At 67.4% G+C, this 23855-nt stretch carries 33 protein-coding genes; 1 reads left to right on the plus strand and 32 read right to left on the minus strand.

What is annotated here, in order from left to right; all coding sequences use genetic code 11:
• Positions 1-21: 21 nt before the first annotated feature.
• The 24 genes from map to rpsJ all read right to left on the minus strand — a co-directional run bounded on the left by map (position 22) and on the right by rpsJ (position 14280).
• Complete coding sequence (map, locus tag AYO52_RS10080; RefSeq protein ID WP_067716639.1) at positions 22-825, minus strand: type I methionyl aminopeptidase; 804 nt, start codon at positions 823-825, stop codon at positions 22-24.
• 8 nt (positions 826-833) lie between these two features.
• Positions 834-1379, minus strand: coding sequence for an adenylate kinase (locus tag AYO52_RS10085; protein WP_067716641.1), 546 nt, complete (start codon positions 1377-1379; stop codon positions 834-836).
• 48 nt (positions 1380-1427) lie between these two features.
• Entirely contained in the window at positions 1428-2750 is a 1323-nt protein-coding gene (gene secY / locus AYO52_RS10090) for a preprotein translocase subunit SecY (protein ID WP_067716644.1), read from the minus strand.
• Positions 2751-2956: 206 nt separating this feature from the next.
• Positions 2957-3406, minus strand: a complete 450-nt coding sequence (gene rplO, locus AYO52_RS10095) for a 50S ribosomal protein L15 (protein WP_067716646.1) — start codon at positions 3404-3406, stop codon at positions 2957-2959.
• 2 nt (positions 3407-3408) lie between these two features.
• Complete coding sequence (gene rpmD / locus AYO52_RS10100; RefSeq protein WP_067716649.1) at positions 3409-3591, minus strand: 50S ribosomal protein L30; 183 nt, start codon at positions 3589-3591, stop codon at positions 3409-3411.
• A gap of 2 nt (positions 3592-3593) precedes the next feature.
• Positions 3594-4250 carry a 30S ribosomal protein S5 gene (rpsE, locus tag AYO52_RS10105; protein ID WP_067716652.1) on the minus strand — a complete coding sequence of 219 codons (657 nt, stop codon included), beginning with the start codon at positions 4248-4250 and terminating at the stop codon, positions 3594-3596.
• Between the two features lie 43 nt (positions 4251-4293).
• Entirely contained in the window at positions 4294-4689 is a 396-nt protein-coding gene (gene rplR / locus AYO52_RS10110) for a 50S ribosomal protein L18 (protein ID WP_067716997.1), read from the minus strand.
• A gap of 2 nt (positions 4690-4691) precedes the next feature.
• The gene (gene rplF / locus AYO52_RS10115) at positions 4692-5228 is read right to left on the minus strand and encodes a 50S ribosomal protein L6 (protein ID WP_067716654.1); all 537 of its coding nucleotides are present in this window, start codon (positions 5226-5228) and stop codon (positions 4692-4694) included.
• A 12-nt stretch (positions 5229-5240) separates the two neighbouring features.
• Positions 5241-5639: a 30S ribosomal protein S8 gene (gene rpsH, locus AYO52_RS10120; RefSeq protein ID WP_067716657.1), complete on the minus strand. Its 399-nt coding sequence runs from the start codon at positions 5637-5639 to the stop codon at positions 5241-5243.
• A gap of 273 nt (positions 5640-5912) precedes the next feature.
• The gene (gene rplE / locus AYO52_RS10125) at positions 5913-6485 is read right to left on the minus strand and encodes a 50S ribosomal protein L5 (protein ID WP_067716660.1); all 573 of its coding nucleotides are present in this window, start codon (positions 6483-6485) and stop codon (positions 5913-5915) included.
• Positions 6486-6487: 2 nt separating this feature from the next.
• Positions 6488-6802 (minus strand): 50S ribosomal protein L24, encoded by a 315-nt coding sequence (gene rplX / locus AYO52_RS10130; RefSeq protein WP_007628110.1) that lies wholly within the window; start codon positions 6800-6802, stop codon positions 6488-6490.
• Position 6803: 1 nt separating this feature from the next.
• Complete coding sequence (rplN, locus tag AYO52_RS10135; protein ID WP_007628112.1) at positions 6804-7172, minus strand: 50S ribosomal protein L14; 369 nt, start codon at positions 7170-7172, stop codon at positions 6804-6806.
• A gap of 143 nt (positions 7173-7315) precedes the next feature.
• The gene (locus tag AYO52_RS10140) at positions 7316-8371 is read right to left on the minus strand and encodes an alpha/beta hydrolase family protein (protein ID WP_253702065.1); all 1056 of its coding nucleotides are present in this window, start codon (positions 8369-8371) and stop codon (positions 7316-7318) included.
• Between the two features lie 526 nt (positions 8372-8897).
• Positions 8898-9194 carry a 30S ribosomal protein S17 gene (gene rpsQ / locus AYO52_RS10145; RefSeq protein WP_172812145.1) on the minus strand — a complete coding sequence of 99 codons (297 nt, stop codon included), beginning with the start codon at positions 9192-9194 and terminating at the stop codon, positions 8898-8900.
• Entirely contained in the window at positions 9191-9421 is a 231-nt protein-coding gene (rpmC, locus tag AYO52_RS10150) for a 50S ribosomal protein L29 (protein ID WP_017838199.1), read from the minus strand. The genes rpsQ and rpmC overlap by 4 nt, the downstream gene beginning before the upstream one ends.
• A complete protein-coding gene (rplP, locus tag AYO52_RS10155; RefSeq protein ID WP_010541175.1) occupies positions 9421-9837 on the minus strand; it encodes a 50S ribosomal protein L16 in 417 nt (138 codons plus the stop codon). Before rplP ends, rpmC begins: the two co-directional genes overlap by 1 nt.
• A gap of 2 nt (positions 9838-9839) precedes the next feature.
• Positions 9840-10673, minus strand: a complete 834-nt coding sequence (gene rpsC / locus AYO52_RS10160; RefSeq protein ID WP_067716670.1) for a 30S ribosomal protein S3 — start codon at positions 10671-10673, stop codon at positions 9840-9842.
• A complete protein-coding gene (rplV, locus tag AYO52_RS10165; protein WP_067716673.1) occupies positions 10674-11111 on the minus strand; it encodes a 50S ribosomal protein L22 in 438 nt (145 codons plus the stop codon).
• Positions 11108-11389: a 30S ribosomal protein S19 gene (rpsS, locus tag AYO52_RS10170; RefSeq protein ID WP_007628126.1), complete on the minus strand. Its 282-nt coding sequence runs from the start codon at positions 11387-11389 to the stop codon at positions 11108-11110. Before rpsS ends, rplV begins: the two co-directional genes overlap by 4 nt.
• A gap of 14 nt (positions 11390-11403) precedes the next feature.
• A complete protein-coding gene (gene rplB, locus AYO52_RS10175; RefSeq protein ID WP_067716676.1) occupies positions 11404-12240 on the minus strand; it encodes a 50S ribosomal protein L2 in 837 nt (278 codons plus the stop codon).
• A 31-nt stretch (positions 12241-12271) separates the two neighbouring features.
• Positions 12272-12574 (minus strand): 50S ribosomal protein L23, encoded by a 303-nt coding sequence (gene rplW / locus AYO52_RS10180; protein WP_067716678.1) that lies wholly within the window; start codon positions 12572-12574, stop codon positions 12272-12274.
• Positions 12571-13260: a 50S ribosomal protein L4 gene (gene rplD, locus AYO52_RS10185; protein ID WP_067716681.1), complete on the minus strand. Its 690-nt coding sequence runs from the start codon at positions 13258-13260 to the stop codon at positions 12571-12573. The genes rplW and rplD overlap by 4 nt, the downstream gene beginning before the upstream one ends.
• Positions 13257-13922: a 50S ribosomal protein L3 gene (gene rplC, locus AYO52_RS10190; protein ID WP_067716684.1), complete on the minus strand. Its 666-nt coding sequence runs from the start codon at positions 13920-13922 to the stop codon at positions 13257-13259. Before rplC ends, rplD begins: the two co-directional genes overlap by 4 nt.
• Positions 13923-13974: 52 nt before the next feature.
• Positions 13975-14280: a 30S ribosomal protein S10 gene (gene rpsJ, locus AYO52_RS10195; protein ID WP_003938093.1), complete on the minus strand. Its 306-nt coding sequence runs from the start codon at positions 14278-14280 to the stop codon at positions 13975-13977.
• Positions 14281-14832: 552 nt separating this feature from the next.
• Between rpsJ and AYO52_RS10200 the strand changes: the two genes are divergently transcribed.
• A complete protein-coding gene (locus AYO52_RS10200) occupies positions 14833-15105 on the plus strand; it encodes a hypothetical protein (protein ID WP_067716688.1) in 273 nt (90 codons plus the stop codon).
• Between the two features lie 179 nt (positions 15106-15284).
• On the opposite strand, the gene tuf is transcribed toward AYO52_RS10200, so the two are convergent.
• The 8 genes from tuf to AYO52_RS10240 form a co-directional block, all read right to left on the minus strand.
• Entirely contained in the window at positions 15285-16475 is a 1191-nt protein-coding gene (gene tuf, locus AYO52_RS10205; protein ID WP_067716691.1) for an elongation factor Tu, read from the minus strand.
• Between the two features lie 175 nt (positions 16476-16650).
• The gene (gene fusA, locus AYO52_RS10210) at positions 16651-18762 is read right to left on the minus strand and encodes an elongation factor G (RefSeq protein WP_067716694.1); all 2112 of its coding nucleotides are present in this window, start codon (positions 18760-18762) and stop codon (positions 16651-16653) included.
• Positions 18763-18957: 195 nt separating this feature from the next.
• Positions 18958-19428 (minus strand): 30S ribosomal protein S7, encoded by a 471-nt coding sequence (rpsG, locus tag AYO52_RS10215; protein WP_067716696.1) that lies wholly within the window; start codon positions 19426-19428, stop codon positions 18958-18960.
• The gene (gene rpsL, locus AYO52_RS10220) at positions 19428-19799 is read right to left on the minus strand and encodes a 30S ribosomal protein S12 (RefSeq protein WP_010541164.1); all 372 of its coding nucleotides are present in this window, start codon (positions 19797-19799) and stop codon (positions 19428-19430) included. The genes rpsG and rpsL overlap by 1 nt, the downstream gene beginning before the upstream one ends.
• Positions 19800-19998: 199 nt before the next feature.
• Positions 19999-20649, minus strand: a complete 651-nt coding sequence (locus AYO52_RS10225; RefSeq protein ID WP_067716699.1) for a TetR/AcrR family transcriptional regulator — start codon at positions 20647-20649, stop codon at positions 19999-20001.
• A gap of 11 nt (positions 20650-20660) precedes the next feature.
• A complete protein-coding gene (locus tag AYO52_RS10230) occupies positions 20661-21794 on the minus strand; it encodes an NDMA-dependent alcohol dehydrogenase (protein WP_067716701.1) in 1134 nt (377 codons plus the stop codon).
• A 65-nt stretch (positions 21795-21859) separates the two neighbouring features.
• Entirely contained in the window at positions 21860-22663 is an 804-nt protein-coding gene (locus AYO52_RS10235; protein WP_067717000.1) for an enoyl-CoA hydratase family protein, read from the minus strand.
• A 10-nt stretch (positions 22664-22673) separates the two neighbouring features.
• Complete coding sequence (locus tag AYO52_RS10240; RefSeq protein WP_067716704.1) at positions 22674-23855, minus strand: acyl-CoA dehydrogenase family protein; 1182 nt, start codon at positions 23853-23855, stop codon at positions 22674-22676.

The following is a 23855-nucleotide window of genomic DNA, read 5'->3' on the forward strand; positions in this document are numbered from 1 at the left end:
GACCCCGGTCGCGGTGCGTCCTCAGCTGCGCGGGCGGGGCGTGAGGATCCGGGGGCCGTCCGCCGTCACGGCGACCGTGTGTTCCCAGTGCGCCGCCGGCGACCCGTCGACGGTGACGACCGTCCAGTCATCGGACAGGGTCCGGGTATCGGTCTCACCGCCCAGCACGAGCATCGGCTCGACCGCCAGGACCGAACCCTCCTGCAGCCGGGGGCCGCGTCCGGGCTTGCCCTCGTTGGCGAGGAACGGCCATTCGTGCATCTCGCGGCCGATCCCGTGGCCCCCGAAACCGTCGACGATGCCCAGGCTGACGCCGTGACGCTCCTCCGCCCTCCGCGTCGCCACCTCGAGGGCGTGCGAGACGTCGGTGAGCTTGTTCCCGGGCAGCATCGCCAGGATGCCCTCCTCGAGAACCTCCCGCGTGGCGTCGTTGAGGGTCGCGACCTCCGGGGCGAGAGTCCCCACCCCGAATGACCACGCGGAGTCCCCGTGCCACCCGTCGAGGATGGCGCCGCAGTCGACGGAGACGAGGTCCCCCTCCCCCAGGACGGTGTCGGGCCCGGGGATCCCGTGCACCACGACGTCGTTGACCGAGGAGCAGATCGATCCCGGGAACCCCTCGTACCCCTTGAAGGACGGAACGGCCCCGGCGTCCCGGATCAGTTGCTCGACGACCTCGTCGAGGTCACCGGTGGTGGCACCCGGGACAGCGGCCTCACGGGCGGCGATCAACGCCCGTCCGACGATACGACCGGCCGCCTCCATGGCGTCCAACTCACCCGGGGTACGCGCGGTGACCACGCCCTTGCGGGACCGTCCGAACACGGCGGGCGTCAGCGACCCAGCGCGGCGAGCGCGCGTGCGTTGATCTCGTCGACCTCACCGACGGCGTCGATGCTCTTGACCTCACCGGCGTAGTACTCGAGCAGCGGGGCCGTCTCCGACCGGTAGACCGACATGCGGTTCCGGATGACGTCCTCGGTGTCGTCCTCGCGCCCACGGGCGAGCATGCGCGCGACCACGGTGTCGTCGTCGACCTTGAACTCCAGGACCGCGTCGAGGGTGTGGCCGGCCTCGCCGAGCATCTCCTTGAGCGCGTCCGCCTGCGCTGCACTGCGGGGGTACCCGTCTAGGAGGAAGCCCTCGGTGGCGTCGGGCTCGGCGATGCGCGCGGCGACCATGCGGTTCGTCACCTCGGCGGGGACGAGGTTGCCGGCGTCGATGTAGCTCTTGGCCTCCTTCCCGAGGTCGGTGCCCTGGGAGATGTTGGCGCGGAACAGATCACCGGTCGAGATGTGTGGGACGCCGAGCTTCTCCGAGAGCAGAGCAGCCTGGGTGCCCTTGCCGGCTCCGGGAGGGCCGAGGAGGACGAGACGCATGGTGGGGACCAGCCTTTCTACAGTTGGTGTGCTCGGACGAGGCCGCGCCTACTTGAGGAAGCCCTCGTAGTTGCGCTGCATCAGCTGCGCCTCGACCTGCTTCACGGTATCGAGGCCCACGGAGACCATGATGAGCACAGCGGTGCCGCCGAACGGCATGTTCTGCAGATCTCCACCCCCGCTGCCCATGTCGAGGAAGACGTTGGGCAGTACCGCGATCAGACCGAGGTACAGCGAACCGAACAGCAGGATCCGGTTGAGGACATAGCCCAGGTATTCGGCCGTCGGGCGGCCCGGGCGGATGCCCGGGATGAACCCGCCGTACTTCTTCATGTTCTCGGCCTGCTCCATCGGGTCGAACTGGATGGCCACGTAGAAGTACGCGAAGAAGATGATGAGGGCGAAGTACAGGAGGATGTAGCCCCAGCTGGAGGGGTTCTGCAGGTACTGCATGACGTACCGCTGCCAGAACCCGTCGCTCGACGGCTCGGGCCCCTGGATCAGCTGGGTGATGAGGATCGGCACGTACATCAGCGACGACGCGAAGATCACCGGGATGACGCCGGCCTGGTTGACCTTGAGCGGCAGGTAGGTGGAGGTGCCGCCGTACTGGCGACGGCCGACCATGCGCTTGGCGTACTGGACGGGGATCCGGCGCTGACCCTGCTCGACGAAGACGACGGCGACGACGATGAGGACGACCGCGAACATGACGGCCGCGAACTTCATGGTCGACGAGTTCTGGTAGATGTTCACGCCCTCGGCCGGGATGCGGGACGCGATGCCGGCGAAGATGAGCAGCGACATCCCGTTACCGACGCCACGGTCGGTGATCAGTTCGCCGAACCACATGACGAGTGCGGCGCCCGCGGTCATGACGATGACGATGGTGAGCAGCGTGAGGATGTTGTCGTCCATCAGGACGGACTGGCCGTTGCCGAGGAGCTGCCCCCGGTCGGCCAGCGCGACGATGCCGGCGGACTGCAGGACGGCAAGCGCGATGGTGAGATAACGCGTGTACTGCGTCATCTTCGCCTGGCCGGACTGCCCCTCCTTCTTCAACTGCTCGAAGTACGGGATCACCACCGTGAGCAGCTGGACGATGATGCTCGCGGTGATGAAGGGCATGATGCCGATCGCGAAGACCGACAACTGCAGCAGGGCGCCACCGGAGAAGAGGTTCACCAGGGAGAACAACTGTGCGTTGTCCCCGGTCATCGCCGTGTCGAGCAGACCCCGGAGCTTGGGGTAGTCGACGCCGGGCGACGGGATCTGCGCGCCGATCCGGTAGAGGATGATGATCCCCAGGGTGAAGAAGATCTTCTTCCTCAGGTCCCGGTCCTTGATCGCGGACGCGAGTGCGGAGAGCACATGTCCTCCTGGTCGTGGTCGGCCGTCGGGCCGCCGGTCGTCGAAAGCAGATGCGCCGGGGGAAGTCGGGCCGACCTTCCGGCGGGCGCCGACCCCGAAACGCACAACGGGAAAACTCTATCAAGACGAGCGCAGGGGTCGGATCCGAGACTCTCGGACCCGACCCCTGCACCCGTCATCGACCCGTGAACGGGCCGGGCGGGGTATCAGGCCCCGGCCTCCGACACGCTTCCGCCGGCGGCCTCGATCTTGCTCTTGGCCGAGGCGGAGACCTTGTCGGCGGTCACGGTGACGGCCACGGAGATGTCCCCGTCGCCCAGCACCTTGACCGGCTGGTTCTTCCGGACCGCGCCCGCGGCCACGAGCTCGGACACGCCGACCTCGCCACCCTGCGGGAACAGCCGCTGGATGTCGGACACGTTGACGACCTGGAAGACGACCTTGTTGCGGTTCTTGAAGCCCTTGAGCTTCGGGAGCCGCATGTGGATCGGCATCTGGCCGCCCTCGAACGCCGCGGGGACGTTCTTACGCGCCTTGGTGCCCTTGGTACCGCGGCCGGCGGTCTTGCCGCGCTTGCCGCCCTCGCCGCGACCCACACGGATCTTCTCGGCGTGCGACCCGGGAGCCGGGCGCAGGTGATGCAACTTGATAGTCATTCTCACTCCGTCTCTTCGACCACGACGAGGTGGTTCACGACGTTGATGAGACCCCGGGTCTGCGCGTTGTCCTCACGCACGACCGTCTTCCGGATGCCCTTGAGGCCGAGCGTACGCAGGGAGTCCCGCTGGTTCTTCTTGGTCCCCACGGTCCCGCGGACCTGGGTGATCTTGAGGCTAGCCATGATCAGGCCCCCTGTCCGGCACGCGCACGGAGCATGCCCGCGGGCGCGACGTCCTCGATCGGCAGGCCGCGACGAGCCGCGACCTCCTCGGGACGATGCAGACCCTTGAGCGCCGCCACGGTCGCGTGGACCACGTTGATGGCGTTGTCCGACCCCAGAGACTTGCACAGGATGTCGTTGACTCCGGCACACTCGAGCACCGCGCGAGCGGCGCCACCGGCGATGACACCGGTACCCGGCGAGGCGGGGCGGAGCATGACGACGCCGGCAGCAGCCTCACCCTGGATCGGGTGGGGGATGGTGGAGGCGATGAGCGGAACGCGGAAGAAGTTCTTCCGTGCCTCCTCCGATCCCTTCTGGATCGCCGCCGGCACCTCCTTGGCCTTGCCGTACCCGACGCCGACCATGCCGTTGCCGTCACCCAGGATCACCAGGGCGGTGAAGCTGAAGCGCCGACCACCCTTGACGACCTTGGAGACACGGTTGATGGTGACGACGCGCTCGATGTACTGCGACTTCTCCTCGTCGCGGCCGCGACGATCGTCGCGACCCCGGCCACGACCGCGGTCTCCGCCGCGGCCCTGGGCGTTGTCGGTGGTGGTCTTGTTGTCTGCGGCGGGGCCGTTGCTTCCGCCGTCACGACGCTGACGTCCCGGCATCAGACGGTCCTTCCGTTAGCGAACAGTGCAGTGGTGTTGGTCATCAGAACTCCAGCCCACCCTCGCGGGCGGCGTCGGCGAGGGACGCGATCCGGCCGTGGTACTTGTTGCCACCACGGTCGAACACGACGGCGTCGATGCCGGCGGCCTTGGCGCGCTCGGCCAAGAGCTGGCCGACCTTCGCGCTGCGGGCCTTCTTGTCGCCCTCGAGGGAGCGCACATCCGCCTCGATGGTGGAGGCTGCGGCCAGCGTGTGGCCGGCCAGATCGTCGATGATCTGGGCGTGGATGTGACGCGAGGACCGGTTGACGACCAACCGCGGACGCTCCGGCGTACCGGAGACCTTCTTGCGGAGTCGGTAATGGCGCCGGGCGCGACCCTCGCGACGTGCGGTGGAGACATCGGTGCCCAGCGGTGAACGCTTCTTGGTGCTGCTCATGATCACTTACCCGTCTTTCCGACCTTGCGACGGACCTGTTCGCCGGCGTAGCGGATGCCCTTGCCCTTGTACGGGTCGTGCTTCCGCAGTCGCTTGATGTTGGCGGCGATCTGGCCCACCTGCTGCTTGTCGATCCCGGAGATCGAGAACTTGGTCGCACCGTCGACGGCGAACGTGATGCCGTCGGGAGCGGTGACCGGAACCGGATGCGAGTAGCCCAGGGCGAATTCGAGATCCTGGCCCTTGGCCACGACGCGGTAACCGACGCCGAAGATCTCCATGTCCTGCTTGTAGCCCTCGGTGACGCCGACGATCATGTTGTTGACCAGCGAGCGGGACAGGCCGTGCAGTGACCGGTTGTCGCGGTGGTCGTCGGGACGGTTCACCGTGACGGTGCCGTCCTCGATCGAGACCGAGATCGCCCCGGGCAGAACCTGCGAGAGCTCGCCCTTGGGACCCTTGACGGTGACGGTCTGGCCGTCGACCCTGATGTCGACACCGGACGGGACGGTGATCGGAGCCTTGCCGATACGTGACATTTCTCGCCCCCCTTACCAGACGTGGGCGAGGACTTCCCCGCCCACCTTCTTGTTGTTCGCCTGGCGGTCCGTGAGCAGACCCTGGGACGTCGAGATGATCGCGACGCCCAGGCCACCGAGGACCTTGGGCAGTTCGGTGGACTTGGCGTACACGCGCAGACCCGGCTTCGAGATGCGCTTGATGCCCTGGATGCTGCGCTGGCGCGAGGGGCCGTACTTGAGGTCGATGGTGAGCTTCTTGCCCACCTCTGCGTCCTCGACGTTGTAGCCCGCGATGTAACCCTCCTGCTGGAGGATGGCAGCGATGTTGCCCTTGAGCTTCGAATGCGGCATCGACACGGTGTCGTGGTACGCCGAATTGGCGTTACGCACACGCGTCAGCATGTCCGCGATGGGATCGGTCATCGACATGGATGGACCATGTTCCTTTCTCGTAACGGTTCCCATGCAACACGTCCCGTACGGCGACCTGTGGGCCGCCCACGTGACGTCGTGGGCCTATCACGAAGAGTGCGAATGTTCTCTTGTATGGGATCCGGCGCCCCTCGGGGCATCCCGGTGTTCCCGCCGCGGCCGGTGCTCTTCTCACCGGGGCGCGACCAGACGACTGGGCCGTCTGCCCGCCGCCGGGGAACCGCGATGCGGTGCCCCGGCGGGGACGGCCGGTCCGGCCGGTGGAGGAGGTCAGTCCTCCTTGAAGGGGAATCCGAGCTGCTTGAGCAGTGCCCGGCCCTCTTCGTCGTTCGTTGCGGTCGTGACGACCGTGATGTCCATGCCCCGGGGGCGGTCGACCTTGTCGACATCGATCTCGTAGAACATCGTCTGCTCGTTGAGGCCGAACGTGTAGTTGCCGTGGCCGTCGAACTGCTTGCCCGAGAGTCCGCGGAAGTCACGGATACGCGGGAGCGCGACGGTCGTCAGGCGATCGAGGAACTCCCACATGCGGTCGCCGCGCAGGGTGACGCGCGCACCGATCGGCATGCCCTCACGCAGCTTGAACTGTGCGATGGACTTGCGGGCCCGACGGACCTCCGGCTTCTGGCCGGTGATCAGCGTGAGGTCGTTGATGGCGCCGTTGATGAGCTTGGCGTCGCGGGCGGCGTCACCGACACCCATGTTGACGACGACCTTCGCGACGCCCGGGATCTGCATGACGTTGGCGTACTCGAACGTCTCGTTGAGTGCCGGCCGGATCTCGCTGCGGTACTTGTCCTTGAGGCGAGGGGTGTACCCGGAGGGAAGAGCGGTCTCAGTCATGGTCACAGGTCCTTCCCGGTCTTGCGCGAGACACGGACGCGCTTGCCGTTCTCGTCGGTGCGGATTCCGACCCGGGTCGGGGTGCCGTCGGCGTCCACGACCATCACGTTGGACACGTGGATCGGGGCCTCCTGGGTGACGATGCCGCCCGAGGAGGCGCCGCGCTCGGCAGCCGAGTTGGAGGTGTGCTTCTTGATGCGGTTGACGCCCTCGACGAGGACCTTCTCCTGAGCCGGGAAAGCCTGGATGACCTTGCCCTTGGCGCCCTTGTCCTTACCGGAGATGACCAGCACCGTGTCGCCCTTGTGAACCTTCATGTCAGAGCACCTCCGGAGCCAGCGAGACGATCCGCATGAACTTCTTGTCGCGCAGTTCGCGGCCGACGGGCCCGAAGATGCGCGTTCCGCGCGGATCGTTGTCGTTCTTGATGATGACGGCGGCGTTCTCGTCGAACTTGATGTACGAGCCGTCCGGGCGACGGCGCTCCTTGGCGGTGCGCACGATGACGGCCTTGACGACCTCACCCTTCTTGACGTTGCCACCGGGGATGGCGTCCTTGACGGTGGCGACGATGATGTCGCCCACGCCTGCGTAGCGGCGCTTGGAACCGCCGAGAACGCGGATGCAGAGAATCTCCTTGGCACCCGTGTTGTCGGCGACCTTCAGCCGCGACTCCTGCTGGATCATGGTTCTCCTGACCAGGTCTGTTCAATGTGTGCCGGATACCGACCCGACACACGCGGTCATGCCACCCGTCGACACGTCGAGACGTGCCAGGTCGGGCAACTGGTCCAGTGTAGGGTGCGCATGCACCGGGACCCAAATCCCGGTCAGCTACCGCTCGAACCGGCCGATCCGGATCCACGCAGGGAACCCGTCGAACCGCTCGATCCCGATGAGCCGGCAGCGCTAGCCCCGGAGTCCGCCACTCCCCCGGTCGTCCTCCGCCCGTTGGGCGCGGCGTCGGGCAGTCCGGAGAGGACGTGATCCATCCCCGGCCGCATCTCGGTGACGAAGACCGGCCAGTTGTGGATCCCGGAGGGCATGTAGTTCATCCTCAGGTCGACCCCGGGAACCGAGGCGAGCGCGGCCTCGAGTGCACGGGTGCTCTCGTAGGAGCCCTTCTCGAGGACATGTCCGTCGATGAGCACGAGTTCGTTGCTGCCGAAGCGGCCGAGCTCGCTGGAGCCCACCAGCCCGGTCGCGGCGCTGAGGTAGACCGCCTTGCCCTCGAGCCCGGAGGGGTCCGCCACGGTGTCGTGCTCCACCCACTCCCGGGACCCGCGCGGCCCCCACATGTTGGTGACGTCCCCGTGGCGAGCGGCCACGGTGAGTCGCGCGTACTGGTAGCCGAGCTCGTCGGTGGTCGAATAGGCGCCGCTGATACCGGCGGCGCCTCCGAACATCTCGTTCCTGTTGGCCAGATGAAGCGCCGCGGACGCCCCCATCGACACGCCCATGACCCCCCAGCTCCCGTTGTGGGCGAGCGGCCCCGCGGCCCCGGGTAAACCGGCCTCGAGCAGCGGCGGCAACTCCTCGGTGAGGAACGTCTCCCAGTTGTTGGGGCCCAGGACGGGATCGTCCGCCTGCCAGTCGGACCACATCGACGCCGGGCCGCCCGTCGGAACGATCACGTTCACCGCGCGGTCGCGCAGCGCGGGATCGCCCCAGCCCATACCCGTGCTCCACCCGGACGGGACCTCGGAACCGACGCCGTCGAGGAAGTACACGTTGGGCGCGTCGACGCCCGCCGGGGCGCGGTAGACCTCGACGCGGACCGTCCGTTGCATGGATTCAGACGTCACGGCCCACACCTCGGCGCGACGATCGACCGCCTCCGTCGACGCCGGGAAGAGAGGCTCGATCCGCTGCACGGTGGAGGACACGATGGACCCGTCCCGTGTCGCGCGGGGCCCGGCCGGGGGTTGGGAGCTTCCCGGACGGGGGAAATCGCTGGAACCGATGGCGCCGACGGATCCGAGGACGGACGTGACCGGGATCGGGGCACCGAGCTGGGTCGACGCGGCGATACTGAGCGATGGTGCGCCCAACAGGCTCCCGGGCGCCACGCTGGGAACGAGGGATCCCGGATCGACTGACCCCGGGCCCGTGCTCTGGGCGCCGGCGACGGGAAGCCCCGTGGCCGTCGTCGTGATCACGACCGCGCCGATCGCGAGCGCACTCAGACCACGACGGCGATCGCCCCGCCCACTCCCCCGTCGGCCGAAATGTGGTTCGTTCCCCATATGACGATTCTGTCCTCTCGGCCAGCGTCGGACGCTGACACACTACTCAAAATTCGTTACACCACGGTGATCCGTTACATTCGGCCGTCCCGCGCGCCCCCGCAACGCGAAACGGCCCGGCCCCGGAGTCCCGGGGCCGGGCCGCTCGCATATGTCGAGTGGGGGCTTACTTGGCCCGCTCGAGCACCTCGACGAGGCGATACCGCTTGGAGGCGGACAGCGGGCGGGTCTCCATGATCCGCACGCGGTCGCCGACTCCGGCGGTGTTGGTCTCGTCGTGGGCCTTGACCCGCTCGGTACGGCGCATGATCTTGCCGTACAGCGGGTGCTTCACGCGGTCCTCGAGCTCGACGATGATGGTCTTCTCCATCTTGTCGGACACGACGTACCCGATGCGCACCTTGCGGCTGTTGCGCTCGGTGTTCTCGTTGGACTCAGTCACAACTGCTTCCTTGTCACTCACTTGGCATCACCCGGCGCCGCCGACAGACCGAGCTCGCGCTCGCGAATGACGGTGTAGATGCGAGCGATGTCGTGGCGGACGACACGCAGGCGACGGTTGTTGGTCAGCTGACCGGTGGCCATCTGGAAGCGCAGGTTGAACAGCTCTTCCTTGGCCTCACGCAGACGCGCGGTCAGCGCATCCGCATCGAGCTCACGCAGCTCGGGGGCGGTGGTTCCACTAGCCATCAGAACTGCTCCTCCCGGGTCACGATGCGGGTCTTGCACGGGAGCTTGTGCTGCGCGCGGCGAAGGGCCTCGCGAGCGGTCTCCTCGTTCGGGTACGACATCTCGAACAGGATGCGGCCCGGCTTGACATTGGCCACCCACCACTCGACCGAGCCCTTACCGGAACCCATCCGCACCTCGGCGGGCTTCTTGGTCAGGGGACGATCCGGATAGATGTTGATCCACACCTTGCCACCACGCTTGATGTGGCGGTTGATGGCGATACGTGCGGACTCGATCTGACGGTTGGTGACGTAGGCCGGCTCGAGAGCCTGGATGCCGTAGTCACCGAAGGTCACCTTGGTGCCACCCTTTGCCCCGCCCTTACGGCCGGGGTGGTGCTGCTTGCGGTGCTTGACGCGCTTGGGGATAAGCACTGTCACGCCTCCCTGGTCTGGTTCTGCGGTGCCTCGGCAGGAGCCTCGGCGGCCGAGCCGGAACCGGCGCGGCCGGTCTCGGTGCTGGTCGCAGTGGTGCCCTGGGCCCCGGAGCGACGCGGACGACCGGCGCCACGCTCGCGGCGGGGACCGCGGTCGGCACCGCCACGGTTGCTGGACTGGGCGTACTGGTCGGACTCGCGACGGCCGCCGACCACGTCACCCTTGTAGATCCACACCTTGACACCGATACGACCGAAGGTCGTCTTGGCCTCGTAGGTGCCGTAGTCGATCTCGGCACGCAGGGTGTGCAGGGGGACGCGCCCCTCGTGGTAGCGCTCCGAACGGGACATCTCGGCACCGCCGAGACGACCCGAACAGACCACCTTGATGCCCTTGACCTGGGGCTGACGCATGGCCGACTGGATGCCCTTGCGCATCGCGCGACGGAACGCCACACGATTCGAGAGCTGCTCGGCGATCCCCTGGGCGACGAGCTGGGCGTCGGCCTCGGTGTTCTTGATCTCGAGGATGTTGAGGTGGACCTGCTTGGCGGTGAGCTTCTCGAGCTCCCCGCGAAGACGGTCCGCCTCGGCGCCCCGACGGCCGATCACGATGCCCGGGCGGGCCGTGTGGATGTCCACGTGGACCCGGTCACGGGTCCGCGAGATGTCGACCCCGGAGATACCGGCCCGCTCCATGCCCTTGGACAGGAGCTGACGGATCTTGATGTCCTCGGCGACGTAGTCGGCGTACTGCTTGTCGGCGAACCACTTGGACGTCCAGTCCGAGGTGATGCCGAGACGGAAGCCGTGCGGCTGGATCTTCTGTCCCATTTAGCGGGCACCTCCCTGGTTGCGACGTGCCCGACCGGAGCCGGTCTTCTCGGGCACGCTGGTCACCTCGATGGTGATGTGGCTCGTACGCTTACGCACGCGGAACGCACGACCCTGGGCACGCGGGCGGAAACGCTTGAGGGTCGGCCCCTCGTCGGCGTAGGCCGCCGTGACCACGAGGGTCCGGGGGTCCAGGTCGAGGTTGTTCTCGGCGTTGGCCATCGCGGAGGCGAGGACCTTGGCGACCGGCTCGCTGGCGGCCTGCGGGGCGAACCGCAGCGTGTTCAGCGCGTCGGCGGCGTCCTTGCCGCGGATGAGGTCGATCACACGACGCGCCTTCATGGGCGTGACGCGGACGAACTTGGCGGTGGCACGCGCGGAGAGCTGCTGCTCGGCCGTCGCCGTGCCGTCGTCGGTCTTCTTCGTATCAGTGCTCATCGACGCTTACTCTTCCGATCGTCCTTGATGTGCCCCTTGAACGTGCGCGTCGGCGCGAACTCGCCGAGCTTGTGACCCACCATCGAGTCGGACACGAACACGGGCACATGCTTGCGGCCGTCATGGACGGCGAACGTGTGGCCGATGAAATCGGGCAGGATCGTCGAGCGCCGCGACCAGGTCTTGATGACCTGATGCGTGCCCTTGTCGTTCTGCACGTCCACCTTCGCGAGGAGGTGTTCGTCGACGAACGGACCCTTCTTGAGACTACGAGGCATCCTAGTTTCCCTCCTTAACGCTTCTTACCGGTGCGACGGCGACGGACGATCATGCTGTCACTCGCCTTGTTGGGCTTGCGGGTCCGGCCCTCGGGCTGGCCCCACGGGCTGACGGGGTGACGTCCACCGGACGTCTTACCCTCGCCACCACCATGCGGGTGGTCGACGGGGTTCATGACCACGCCACGGACGGTCGGGCGAACGCCCTTCCACCGCATGCGGCCGGCCTTACCCCAGTTGATGTTGGCCTGCTCGGCGTTGCCGACCTCGCCGATCGTGGCGCGGCACCGCACGTCGACCCGGCGGATCTCACCGGAGGGCATGCGGAGGGAGGCGTAGGTCCCCTCCTTACCGAGCAGCTGGATGCCGGCGCCGGCGGCGCGGGCCATCTTGGCGCCGCCGCCCGGACGGAGCTCCACCGCGTGCACCACGGTGCCTGCGGGGATGTTCCGGAGCGGGAGGTTGTTGCCGGTCTTGATGTCGGCGCCTGCACCCGACTCGACCTTCATGCCCTGCTTCAGGTTGCGCGGGGCGAGGATGTACCGCTTCTCACCGTCCGCGTAGTGCAGGAGGGCGATGTTGGCGGTCCTGTTCGGGTCGTACTCGATGTGCGCGACGGTGGCGAGCACGCCGTCCTTGTCATTACGACGGAAGTCGATGACGCGGTACTGGCGCTTGTGGCCACCGCCCTTGTGGCGGCTGGTGATACGGCCGTGACCGTTGCGGCCGCCGGTCTTGCTCAGCGGGCGCAGCAGCGACTTCTCGGGCGTCGAGCGGGTGATCTCGGCGAAGTCCGAGACGCTCGAGCCGCGACGACCGGGGGTCGTGGGCTTGTACTTGCGGATAGCCATGAGGTTCTCTCGTCCTTAACTCTTCCCGCCGTCAGGCGGTCAGACCCGGGATCTCGATGGGCTTGCTGTCGGCCGCGAGGGTCACGATGGCGCGCTTGGTGCTCTTGCGCTGTCCGTACCCGGTGCGGGTGCGCTTGCGCTTGCCCTGACGGTTGGCGGTGTTCACGGACTCAACGGTGACGCCGAAGATCTCCTGGATGGCGATCTTGATCTGCGTCTTGTTGGCGCCCGGGGCGACCTGGAACGTGTACACGCCCTGCTCGAGCAGGCCGTAGGCCTTCTCGGAGACGACCGGGGCGAGGATCACGTCCCGGGGATCGGCGACGGTGCTCACTTGTCGGCCTCCTTCGCTGCCTTGCCGGCGAACGCACGGCTCGCCTGCGTGACGAACGCGTCCAGAGCCTCGACCGAGAACACGACGTCGTCAGCGTGGAGCACGTCGTAGGTGTTGAGCTGATCCGGAGCGATCGGATGGACGTGATCGAGGTTGGCCACGGAACGCCATGCGGCGACGTCCTCACGACCGACGACGATCAGGATCTTCTTGCGGTCGGACAGGGTGCCCAGGAAGTCGCGGACACCGGCCGTCGACGGCTTCTGTCCCTCGACGAACTCGGTCACCACGTGGAGGCGATCGGCCGAGACCCGGTCGGAGAGGGCACCGCGGAGCGCGGCGGCCTTCATCTTCTTGGGGGTGCGCTGCGAGTAGTCACGCGGCTTCGGGCCGTGGACGGTGCCGCCGCCGGTGTAGGCGGGGGCGCGGGTCGAACCCTGACGGGCGCGGCCGGTGCCCTTCTGGCGGAACGGCTTGCGGCCGCCGCCGCGGACCTCGCCACGGGTCTTGGTCGAGTGCGTGCCCTGACGCGCCGCGGCGAGCTGAGCCACCACGACCTGGTGCATCAGGGGCAGGTTGGGCTCGACGCCGAAGATCTCGGCGGGGAGCTCGACCGAACCGTCGGTCTTGCCCGCCGGGGTACGGACGTCCAGCTTGAGGTTCACGGTGTTCTCCGTGGTGGTCATGCGCGCGCACCGCCCTTCACTGCGGAACGGACCATCACAAGGCCGCCGTTACGACCCGGGATGGCTCCCTTGATGAGGAGGACGCCGGCCTCGGCGTCCACCTTGTGGACCTTGAGGTTCATGGTGGTCACGCGATCGTTGCCCATGCGGCCGGCCATCGACTTGCCCTTGAAGACGCGGCCCGGGGTCGATGCCCCGCCGATGGAACCCGGCTTGCGGTGTACGGCCTGCGTACCGTGCGAGGCACCCTGGCCGGCGAAGCCGTAGCGCTTCATGGTACCGGCGAAGCCCTTGCCCTTGGAGGTGCCGGTGACGTCGACGAACGCGCCGTCCTCGAACACGTCGGCGCCGATCTCCTGGCCGATCTCGAACCCGGCGGCCTGCTCGGCGTTGTCGAGTCGGATCTCGGCGAGGTGACGACGGGGGGTGACCCCGGCCTTATCGAACTGGCCGGCCACCGGCTTGGTGACCTTGCGGGGGTCGATCGCGCCGAACGCGATCTGGACGGCGTCGTAGCCGTCGGTCTCTTGGGTACGGATCCCGGTCACGACGCACGGCCCGGCCTTGACGACGGTAACCGGAACCACCCGGTTGTTCTCGTCGAAGACCTGGGTCATGCCGAGCTTGGCGCCCAGGATTCCCTTGATCTCGGTGTTAGTCATCTGTTCACTGTCTCCGCTGCACGTTGCTTGCTGACCGCTACGCGGTCGGAGGTCACTGGATGTTGACGTCGACGCTGGCAGGCAGGTCGATACGCATGAGAGCGTCCACGGTCTTCGGCGTGGGGTCGAGAATGTCGATCAACCGCTTGTGGGTACGCATCTCGAAGTGCTCACGCGAATCCTTGTACTTGTGCGGCGAGCGGATGACGCAGTAGACGTTCTTCTCGGTGGGCAGCGGCACGGGACCGACGACACGAGCACCCGTACGGGTCACCGTCTCGACGATCTTGCGGGCCGAGGCGTCGATAGCTTCATGGTCGTAGGCCTTGAGCCGGATGCGGATCTTTTGTCCCGCCACTTCGTCCTCTTCTCCTCCCGCCCGTGAGGGCGGCTGTCGTAAGCGCCCTCGCTGCGCGGGGACACTGTGTGTTCGCTTGTCATGTGTGACACCGTCAGACCGTCTACCACCCGGTCCCGTGCATCGGTGCTCCATCGTGGAGGACCCCGCCGCGCGCCCACGGGCATGACACGACTACGAGACCTCCAGAGGACGGAGTGCCACATCGCTCGCGCGAGGCGAGGATGACGGCGGACCGATCCGCTGCCGCTGTTGACGTGTCACGACGCGTCCACGCGGTCGGGCGTGTCGCCCTCCCGCTTTTCCGGCGGGTGATCACTCACCCGCCCCGGTCGTGCTCGCCCGACCAACCCGACTCTCCCCGGGGCCCATCGGGCCCATACGGGATCGCCGCCTTGTCCGGGCAACTTGACCAGTATGCAGTACATCGGCCGGAAGGGCAAAATCCCGGACGTCCCGGCGTCCTCGGGTGCGTCACGGACCCCGGCACGACGACCGGGTACTTCGGTAGCGTCGGGAAGACCAGAGTCCACGCTCGGAGGAGACCACATCGTGAACAGCAGACACGAGCCGCGGGACCCCGCCGCCTACAAACGGGACAGGCGGCAGGCGGTCCTGCGCCACCATCCGGACGCGGGCGGCGATCCCGATGAACTCTTCCGGGCACTCGCGGAAGTCGACCGCCGGCACGGGGTATCCGGTCCCGGGTACGACGCGCACGGCGCGAGTGCCGAACAGGTCGCCGCCGTCGCCGCGGCCGCGCTCGCCGGGGTCGCCGCGGTGGGGTTGTCGATCGCGATGACCATCCTCGGTCGTCGCAGGTAGTTCGGTCGCCGCAGGTAGCTCGCTCGTCGCACGAAACTCGGTCGCCTCAGATAAACCGGTCGTCCACTCCCCCGGGCACGCGTGAACCACCGCGAAATGCGGGAAGGGCGCCCCACCTGACGGTGGGGCGCCCTTCCTCGATCGACCCGGGGATTCACCCGGACCGAGCGGTCAGTGGATCACTTGATGATCTTGGTGACCTGTCCGGCGCCGACGGTGCGGCCACCCTCGCGGATCGCGAAGCGCAGGCCCTCATCCATGGCGACCGGCTGGATGAGCTCGACGCTCATCTCGGTGTTGTCGCCCGGCATGACCATCTCGGTGCCCTCGGGGAGGGTCACGACGCCGGTCACGTCCGTGGTACGGAAGTAGAACTGCGGGCGGTAGTTGTTGAAGAACGGCGTGTGACGGCCGCCCTCGTCCTTGGACAGGATGTACGCCTGGCCCTCGAACGTGGTGTGCGGGGTGTAGGCGCCCGGCTTGATGACGACCTGGCCACGCTCGACGTCCTCGCGCTTGAGACCACGGACGAGCAGACCGACGTTGTCGCCGGCCTCGCCGTAGTCGAGCAGCTTACGGAACATCTCGATGCCCGTGATGGTGGTCTTGGTGGCCTTCTCCTTGATGCCGATGAGCTCGACATCCTCGTTCACGTTGATCTGGCCACGCTCGATACGACCGGTGACGACGGTGCCACGACCGGTGATCGTGAAGACATCCTCGACGGGCATGAGGAACGGCTTGTCGGTCTCACGCTCGGGATCCGGGACGGAGTCGTCGCAGGCCTGCATGAGGTCGACGATGGCCTGGACCCACTTCGGGTCACCCTCGAGCGCCTTGAGCGCCGAGATGTGGACGACCGGAGCGTCCTCGTCGAAGTCCTGCGACGCCAGCAGCTCGCGGACCTCCATCTCGACGAGCTCGAGGATCTCCTCGTCGTCGACCATGTCGCACTTGTTCAGGGCGACGAGGATGTAGGGCACACCGACCTGACGGGCGAGCAGCACGTGCTCACGGGTCTGCGGCATGGGGCCGTCGGTGGCCGCCACGACGAGGATCGCGCCGTCCATCTGGGCGGCACCGGTGATCATGTTCTTGATGTAGTCGGCGTGACCGGGGGCGTCGACGTGCGCGTAGTGGCGCTTCTCGGTCTGGTACTCGACGTGGGAGATGTTGATCGTGATACCACGAGCCTTCTCCTCCGGCGCCTTGTCGATCTCGTCGAACGCGAACGCGTCGTTGAGGTCGGGGTAGGTGTCCGCCAGAACCTTGGTGATGGCCGCGGTGGTGGTGGTCTTGCCGTGGTCGACGTGACCGATGGTGCCGATGTTTACGTGCGGTTTGGTCCGCTCGAACTTCGCCTTCGCCACTTGGTGTCCTCCTGGACTGGTCTGTCCCCACCTGGAGGTGGGCACTGCTTTGTGTGGGATCTGATCTTACTCATCGTGCCGTGTTGAGCACGAACCGGCGGCCACCCGGAGGTTCGACCGTGCGCCGCCGGCATCGGACCCACCCCGCCTGACGGCGGGGCGGGACCAGTACCGGTTACTCGCCGGTCGCCTTGGCGATGATCTCCTTGGCCACGCCCGCCGGAACCTCGGCGTAGTGGGAGAAGACCATCGAGTAGTTGGCCCGGCCCTGCGTCTTCGACCGGAGGTCGCCGACGTAACCGAACATCTCGGAGAGCGGCACGTGGGCCTTGACGACGCGGGCGCCGGAGCGCTCCTCCATCGCCTGGATCTGGCCGCGGCGGGAGTTGATGTCGCCGATGACGTCACCCATGTAGTCCTCGGGCGTGACGACCTCCACGGCCATCAGCGGCTCCAGGATCACGGGCTGGCACTTACGGGCGGCCTCCTTGAAGGCCATGGAGCCCGCGACCTTGAACGCCATCTCGGACGAGTCGACCTCGTGGTACGCGCCGTCGACGAGCGTCGCCTTGACGTTGACCATCGGGTAGCCGGCGAGGATGCCGTACTGCATGGCGTCCTTGATGCCGGCGTCCACGGAGGGGATGTACTCCTTGGGCACGCGGCCACCGGTGACCTTGTCGCTGAACTCGTAGGTCTCGCCGGCTTCGACGGCCTCCTGGTCCAGCGGGCCGAGCGCGATCTGCACCTTCGCGAACTGACCGGAACCACCGGTCTGCTTCTTGTGGGTGTAGTCGAACTTGTCGATCGAGCCCTTGATGGTCTCGCGGTACGCGACCTGCGGCTTGCCGACGTTGGCCTCGACCTTGAACTCGCGCTTCATCCGGTCGACGAGCACGTCCAGGTGGAGCTCGCCCATTCCGCCGATGACGGTCTGCCCGGTCTCCTCGTCCAGCCGCACGGAGAACGTCGGATCCTCACGGGCCAGCTTCTGGATGGCCGTGCCGAGCTTCTCCTGGTCGGCCTTGGTCTTGGGCTCGATGGAGACGTCGATGACCGGGTCCGGGAAGGTCATGGACTCGAGGATGACCTGGTTGTTCAGGTCACACAGTGTGTCACCCGTCGTGGTGTCCTTCAGCCCGATGAACGCGTAGATGTGGCCGGCGACGGCCTCCTCCACGGGCATCTCCTTGTTGGCGTGCATCTGGAAGAGCTTGCCGACGCGCTCCTTCTTCCCCTTGGTCGCGTTCTGCACCTGGGTGCTCGGGTCGATGCGGCCCGAGTAGACACGGACGAAGGTCAGCTCTCCGAAGAACGGGTGCACGGCGATCTTGAACGCGAGCGCCGCGAACGGCTCGTCCTTGGACGGCTTGCGGAGGATCTCCGTCTCCTCGTCCCCGACCTTGTGGCCGTGGACCTCGCCGACGTCCAGCGGGTTGGGGAGGTAGGCGATGACGGCGTCGAGCAGCGGCTGGATGCCCTTGTTCTTGTACGCCGAACCACACAGCACCGGGTAGATCTCGGCGTTGACGACCATCTTGCGGATCGCCGCCTGGATCTCGTCCTTCGTCAGCTCCTCGCCACCGAAATACTTCTCCATCAGCGCTTCGTCGCTCTCGGCGACGGTCTCGAGGAGCTTCTCGCGGTACTCCTCGGCCTTCTCCTGCAGGTCGGCCGGGATGTCCTGCACCTGCGCCTCGGTGCCGATGTCGGTCTTGCCGGGCCAGACGAGCGCCTTCATCTCGACGAGGTCGACGACACCGTCGAACTCGTCCTCGGCGCCGATCGGGAGCTGCAGGACCAGCGGCTTCGCGCCGAGACGGTCGACGATGGTCTGGACCGTGTAGAAGAAGTCCGCGCCCATCTTGTCCATCTTGTTGACGAAGCAGATGCGGGGCACGTCGTACTTCTCGGCCTGACGCCAGACCTGCTCGGACTGGGGCTCGACGCCCTCCTTGCCGTCGAAGACGGCGACGGCGCCGTCCAGGACGCGCAGGGACCGCTCCACCTCGACGGTGAAGTCGACGTGGCCCGGGGTGTCGATGATGTTGATCTGGTTGTTGGACCAGAAACAGGTGACGGCGGCGGACGTGATCGTGATGCCGCGCTCTTTCTCCTGCTCCATCCAGTCGGTGGTCGACGCACCGTCGTGCGTCTCGCCTGCCTTGCGGTTGACACCCGTGTAGAACAGGATGCGCTCGGTGACGGTGGTCTTACCGGCGTCGATGTGCGCCATGATGCCGATGTTGCGGACCTTGTTGAGGTCGGTCAGCACGTCCTGTGCCACGGATTCTCCCGAATGTGAGTCGTCGGTGGCCCGTGCGGTCGCTGTCGACCGTCCGAACCGGGTCGGTAGTGCTGCCGGTACCTGCACGCGGGGCGTGAGGTACGGGCCTTGATCAATGATGCCACCCGGCGGGTGACAACGGGACCCTGGCCGGGGGGACGTGGATACCCACGCCCCGGCCCGGGTCCCGACGCGTCACCAGCGGTAGTGAGCGAACGCCCGGTTTGCCTCGGCCATCTTGTGGGTGTCCTCGCGGCGCTTGACCGCGGCACCCAGACCGTTGGAGGCGTCCAGGATCTCGTTGGCCAGACGCTCGACCATCGTGTTCTCACGACGCTGCCGGGAGAACGTCACCAGCCAGCGCATCGCCAGGGTCGTCGAACGACCGGGGCGGACCTCGACGGGCACCTGGTAGGTGGCGCCGCCGACACGACGGGAGCGGACCTCGAGAGCCGGCTTGACGTTGTCGAGCGCCTTCTTGAGGGTGATGACCGGATCGGTTCCGGTCTTCTCGCGGCAGATCTCCAGCGCGGAGTAGACGATGCGCTCGGCGGTCGTCTTCTTGCCGTCGAGGAGGATCTTGTTCACGAGCTGGGTGACCAGCGGCGACCCGTAGACCGGGTCGTTGATCAGCTGGCGCTTGGGGGCGGGACCCTTACGAGGCATTACTTCTCCTTCTTGGCGCCGTAGCGGGAGCGGGCCTGCTTGCGGTCCTTCACACCCTGGGTGTCGAGCGAGCCGCGGATGATCTTGTAGCGCACACCCGGGAGGTCCTTCACACGCCCGCCACGCACGAGCACCATGGAGTGCTCCTGCAGGTTGTGGCCCTCACCGGGGATGTAGGCGGAGACCTCGATACCGGTGGTCAGGCGCACACGGGCGACCTTACGGAGCGCGGAGTTCGGCTTCTTGGGGGTCGTGGTGTACACACGGGTGCACACGCCACGACGCTGAGGCGAACCCTTGAGGGCAGCCGTCGACGTCGCCGACTTCTTGTCCTGGCGGCCCTTGCGGACCAGCTGGTTGATGGTTGGCATGAACCGACTTTCTCTAGCTGGCGGCCTCCACGGGGGCGACCACCGGTCACTGGGACGTTGCTCGTATCCGGACTCTCGCGCGCCTGTCGCCGCGCACGGCCGACCATGTCAGCCGCTCTCGCTGGCCTACCGGGCACGATCGTCCAGCTCGCGCACTGCGAGCACGATGGTGAAGCCTAACCGCCGGGGGATGCAGCGGTCAAAATGGGCCGGTCGCGGCATCTCCCGCGGGCGGGGCTCCGGCCGCATCGAGGACCGTGTCCAGGGTATGGGCCCAGAATCGCACGATCTTGTCACGTCGCGCCGAGTCGTCGGACAGGACGTCCGCGAGCCCCAGCCCCCTAGCGAGGTCCAGGGTGGTCTGGAGTGCGCGCCGGATTCGCGCGTCACCCGGATCGCGACCCAGGGCGGCCGCGGCGATGGACAGGACCTCACGGGACATGTGGTTCTCGAGCGGGAGCACGCGGTCCCTGAGGGCCGGGTCTGAGGCCGCCGCGGTCCAGACGTGGAGCGCGGCCTTGAACAGGTCGGACGTGTAGTGCCCGACTATGAGCCGGACCACCGCGACCGTTCGCTCGGGTCCGGGCTCGGGAAGGTCGAGGCCCACGGTCCGGACGTCCTCGAGTCGCTGTTCGATCATGTGCCCGAGCGCGGCGGTGATGAGGTCCTCGCGCGTCGGGAAGTGGTGCTGGGCGGCGCCCCGTGAGACGCCGGCGGCGGCGGCCACCGCACCCACGGTGGTCGCCGCCCAGCCCTGCGTCGCGAGGAGGTCGATCGAGGCACCGAGCAGACGCTCCCGCGTGATACGGCTCCTGTCCTGCTTGGGGGCGCGCTGCTCGGGTGCCGTCATGTGTCCTCCTGTTACCAGTCCTGCTCGTCGTAGATGATCACACCGCGGATGTTGTTGCCGTCGCGCATGTCCTGGTACCCCTGGTTGATCTCCTCGAGCCGGTACGTCTTGGTGACGAGCTCGTCCAGTTTGAGGTTCCCGGCGCGGTACTGGTGCAGCAGGTGCGGGATCTGCTTGCGCGGGCCGGTGCCCCCGAAGATGGCGCCCTGGAGGGTCTTCTGCTGCATCGCCAGGTCGAGGATGGAGATCTGGGCGTCGACGGCCATCATGTCCCCGAGCCCCACGACCACACACCGTCGCCCCTTGCCCGTCAAGGTGAGACCGGGCAGGAGATCGTTACCGTTGACGACGCCCATGGTGAGGATGACCAGATCGGCCATCCGACCCCAGCTGATCTCCCCGACCAGTGCCATCGCCTCGTCCATGGAGGCGCAGGTGTGGGTGGCACCGAACTCCATGGCCTTCTCGCGCTTGAACTCGACCGGGTCGACGGCGACGATCGCGCGCGCTCCTGCGGCTGCGGCGCCCTGGACCGAGTTGATACCGATCCCGCCGATGCCCACGACGACGACGACGTCGCCCTCCTTGGCGCCGCCGATCTCGGTCGCCGATCCCCAGCCCGTGGCGACGCCGCAGCCCAGCAGGGCCGCCTTGTCGAGCGGGATGTCCTTCTCGATCTTGACGACGGAGGACTGGTGGACGGTCACGTACGGCGAGAACGTCCCGAGGACACACATCGAGGCGACCGGCTCACCCGCGGCGGTGTGGACCCGGTAGGTGTCGTCGCTGATCGCGCGGCCGGTCAGCAGGCCGGCACCATTGTCACAGAGGTTCTGGAGTCCCTCCGCGCAGGGCGGGCAGGTGCCGCAGGCGGGGATGAACGCCAGGACGACGTGGTCACCCTCCTCGATTCCGGTGACGCCCTCCCCGACCTTGGTGACGACACCGGCACCCTCGTGCCCGCCGATGATGGGGTAGGTCTCGAACTGCAGGTCACCGGTGAGCAGGTGCTCGTCCGAGTGGCAGAGGCCGGACGCGGCCAGCTTGACCTGGACCTCACCGACCCGGGGATCGCCCAGATCGACCTCGACGACCTCCCAGCCGTCCTGCTTGGGCTCCCTGATGATGGCGGCCTTGGTGCGCATGCGTGTGCTCCTCGTGCGAAGGGGGTGATGTGGCACTGGTCACGTGACCAGTGCCACATCACACGCTACTCGGTGGCGGTCGCCCAGGAGGGCTGTCTGCGTTCCAGGAACGCGGTCATCCCCTCGGCGACCTCGGGGGTGGTGAACAGGCGGGCGGTGACTCCCGCCAGCTCCTCTCCGCGCGCGTCGAGTTCGGCGAGCACAGGCGCTGCGAGCAGCGCCTTGTTCTCCCTGAGTCCCTGGGGTGAGCAGGGCCGGAACGCGGCCACGAGCTCGTCGACCGCGCCCTGGACGTCCTCGACCGCCTCGGAGAGCAGCCCGATCCGCAGCGCGTGCGCGGAGTCGAACCTTTCCCCCGTCAGCAGGGCTCGCGCGAGGTCCCTCGAACCCACGCGCGCGGCCAGCGGCACGGAGATCATCGCCGCCGCCAGCCCGAGGCGCACCTCGGTCAGCGCGAAGGACGAGGCCGGGCCGGCGATCGCGAAATCGCACGCCGACACCAGGCCCATTCCGCCCGCGCGCACATGGCCGTCGACCGCGGCGATCACCGGCTTCGGGTGGGAGAGGATCGCCCGGAGCAGGCCCAGGAAGATCCGGGTCCGCTCGGCGGCCTGCTCCTCGGGGCTCCCCTGGGTGGCGGAGGCCTCCGACAGATCCGCCCCGGCGCAGAACGTGCCGCCGGCGTGCCCGAGGACGACGACGCGGGCGGCGTCGTCCCCGGCGGCGCGGTTGAGAGCCCGGTGGAGCTGCTCGACCAGGGCGGTCGAGATGGCGTTGCGGTTGTGCTGCGAGTCCAGGGTGAGGTGCGCGGCACCTCTGCGGACCTCGTAGTGCACCAGGGTCTGGTCGCCTGCCGTCTGATCACTCACCGCGGCCACCTCAGTAGCTCTTCGGCAGCCCGAGCGAGTGCTGGGCCACGTAGTTGAGGATCATCTCCCGGCTGACCGGGGCGATGCGGGGCAGACGCGACGCGGCGAGCATTCCGGCCAGTCCGTACTCGACCGACAGCCCGTTGCCACCGAGCGTCTGGATGGCCTGGTCCACTGTGCGGGCCGAGACCTCACCGGAGGCGTACTTCGCCATGTTGGCGGCCTCGCCGGCCAGGTCGTCCCTGCCGGCGTCCACCAGGGCCGCGGCCTTGCGCATCATCAACCGCGCCAGCTCGAGTTCGATCTTGCATTGCGCCAGCGGGTGTGACACGCCCTGGTGGGCGCCGATCGGGGTCTTCCACACCTGCCGCTCGTTGGCGTACTTGGTCGCCCGGTCCATGGCGAAGCGGGCGGTGCCCACGGCCATGCCCGAGGCCATGATGCGCTCGGGGTTGAGGCCGGCGAACAGCATGAGCAGCGCCGTGTCGCCGTCGCCGATGAGCGCCTCGGCAGGCAGCCGGACGTCGTCGAAGTACAACTGGAACTGCCGCTCGGGGGTCCGCACCTCGGTGGGGATGTGCGTCTTGGCGAGGCCCGGGGCGTCGGTGGGGACCATGAACAGGGCCGGCTGGAGCTTGCCGCTGGTGGCGCCCTCGAGACGTGCGACGACGAGGATCGCATCGGCCTGGTCGACACCGGAGATGTACGTCTTCTGCCCACTGAGCAGGAAGTCGGAGCCGTCGCGCCGCGCCGTGGTGGTGATGGCGTGCGAGTTGGACCCGGCGTCGGGCTCGGTGATCGCGAAGGAGGTGATGGTCTCACCGGAGGCGATGCCCGGCAGCCACCGCTTCTTCTGCTCCTCGGTGCCGAATCGCGAGATGATCGTGCCGTTGATGGCCGGCGAGACGACCATCATGAGCAGGCCGGCGCCCGCGGCGGAGAGTTCCTCCTCCACGATCGCGAGCTCGGTCATCCCGGCCCCGCCGCCGCCGTACTCCTCGGGCAGGTTCACGCCCAGCAGTCCCAGCTGGCCCGCTTCCTTCCACAGCTCGTCGGTGGTCTCCCCGGCGTCGGACTTGGACCGCATGTACTCGATGCCGTAGCGCGAGCCCAGGTCGAACGCGACCTTGCGCAGCGCCGTCTGCTCCTCCGTGTCGATGACGGGGTTGGGGATCTGTGAGATGTCGGTCAT

The sequence above is a fragment of the Dietzia sp. 111N12-1 genome (genome assembly GCF_001658045.1).
GTDB classification, from domain to species: Bacteria; Actinomycetota; Actinomycetes; order Mycobacteriales; family Mycobacteriaceae; genus Dietzia; species Dietzia kunjamensis.

What these genes read in the sequence shown, in the direction of transcription:
- AYO52_RS10085 (WP_067716641.1), bottom strand. Translation starts at nt 1,379, where the DNA reads ATGCGTCTCGTCCTCCTCGGCCCTCCCGGAGCCGGCAAGGGCACCCAG.
- rplO (WP_067716646.1), bottom strand. Translation starts at nt 3,406, where the DNA reads ATGACTATCAAGTTGCATCACCTGCGCCCGGCTCCCGGGTCGCACGCC.
- rpmD (WP_067716649.1), bottom strand. Translation starts at nt 3,591, where the DNA reads ATGGCTAGCCTCAAGATCACCCAGGTCCGCGGGACCGTGGGGACCAAG.
- rpsE (WP_067716652.1), bottom strand. Translation starts at nt 4,250, where the DNA reads ATGCCGGGACGTCAGCGTCGTGACGGCGGAAGCAACGGCCCCGCCGCA.
- rplR (WP_067716997.1), bottom strand. Translation starts at nt 4,689, where the DNA reads ATGAGCAGCACCAAGAAGCGTTCACCGCTGGGCACCGATGTCTCCACC.
- rplF (WP_067716654.1), bottom strand. Translation starts at nt 5,228, where the DNA reads ATGTCACGTATCGGCAAGGCTCCGATCACCGTCCCGTCCGGTGTCGAC.
- rpsH (WP_067716657.1), bottom strand. Translation starts at nt 5,639, where the DNA reads ATGTCGATGACCGATCCCATCGCGGACATGCTGACGCGTGTGCGTAAC.
- rplE (WP_067716660.1), bottom strand. Translation starts at nt 6,485, where the DNA reads ATGACTGAGACCGCTCTTCCCTCCGGGTACACCCCTCGCCTCAAGGAC.
- rplX (WP_007628110.1), bottom strand. Translation starts at nt 6,802, where the DNA reads ATGAAGGTTCACAAGGGCGACACGGTGCTGGTCATCTCCGGTAAGGAC.
- rplN (WP_007628112.1), bottom strand. Translation starts at nt 7,172, where the DNA reads ATGATCCAGCAGGAGTCGCGGCTGAAGGTCGCCGACAACACGGGTGCC.
- rpmC (WP_017838199.1), bottom strand. Translation starts at nt 9,421, where the DNA reads ATGGCTAGTGGAACCACCGCCCCCGAGCTGCGTGAGCTCGATGCGGAT.
- rpsC (WP_067716670.1), bottom strand. Translation starts at nt 10,673, where the DNA reads ATGGGACAGAAGATCCAGCCGCACGGCTTCCGTCTCGGCATCACCTCG.
- rplV (WP_067716673.1), bottom strand. Translation starts at nt 11,111, where the DNA reads ATGAGCACTGATACGAAGAAGACCGACGACGGCACGGCGACGGCCGAG.
- rpsS (WP_007628126.1), bottom strand. Translation starts at nt 11,389, where the DNA reads ATGCCTCGTAGTCTCAAGAAGGGTCCGTTCGTCGACGAACACCTCCTC.
- rplB (WP_067716676.1), bottom strand. Translation starts at nt 12,240, where the DNA reads ATGGCTATCCGCAAGTACAAGCCCACGACCCCCGGTCGTCGCGGCTCG.
- rplD (WP_067716681.1), bottom strand. Translation starts at nt 13,260, where the DNA reads ATGACCACCACGGAGAACACCGTGAACCTCAAGCTGGACGTCCGTACC.
- rplC (WP_067716684.1), bottom strand. Translation starts at nt 13,922, where the DNA reads ATGACTAACACCGAGATCAAGGGAATCCTGGGCGCCAAGCTCGGCATG.
- rpsG (WP_067716696.1), bottom strand. Translation starts at nt 19,428, where the DNA reads ATGCCTCGTAAGGGTCCCGCCCCCAAGCGCCAGCTGATCAACGACCCG.
- rpsL (WP_010541164.1), bottom strand. Translation starts at nt 19,799, where the DNA reads ATGCCAACCATCAACCAGCTGGTCCGCAAGGGCCGCCAGGACAAGAAG.
- AYO52_RS10225 (WP_067716699.1), bottom strand. Translation starts at nt 20,649, where the DNA reads ATGACGGCACCCGAGCAGCGCGCCCCCAAGCAGGACAGGAGCCGTATC.
- AYO52_RS10230 (WP_067716701.1), bottom strand. Translation starts at nt 21,794, where the DNA reads ATGCGCACCAAGGCCGCCATCATCAGGGAGCCCAAGCAGGACGGCTGG.
- AYO52_RS10240 (WP_067716704.1), bottom strand. Translation starts at nt 23,855, where the DNA reads ATGACCGACATCTCACAGATCCCCAACCCCGTCATCGACACGGAGGAG.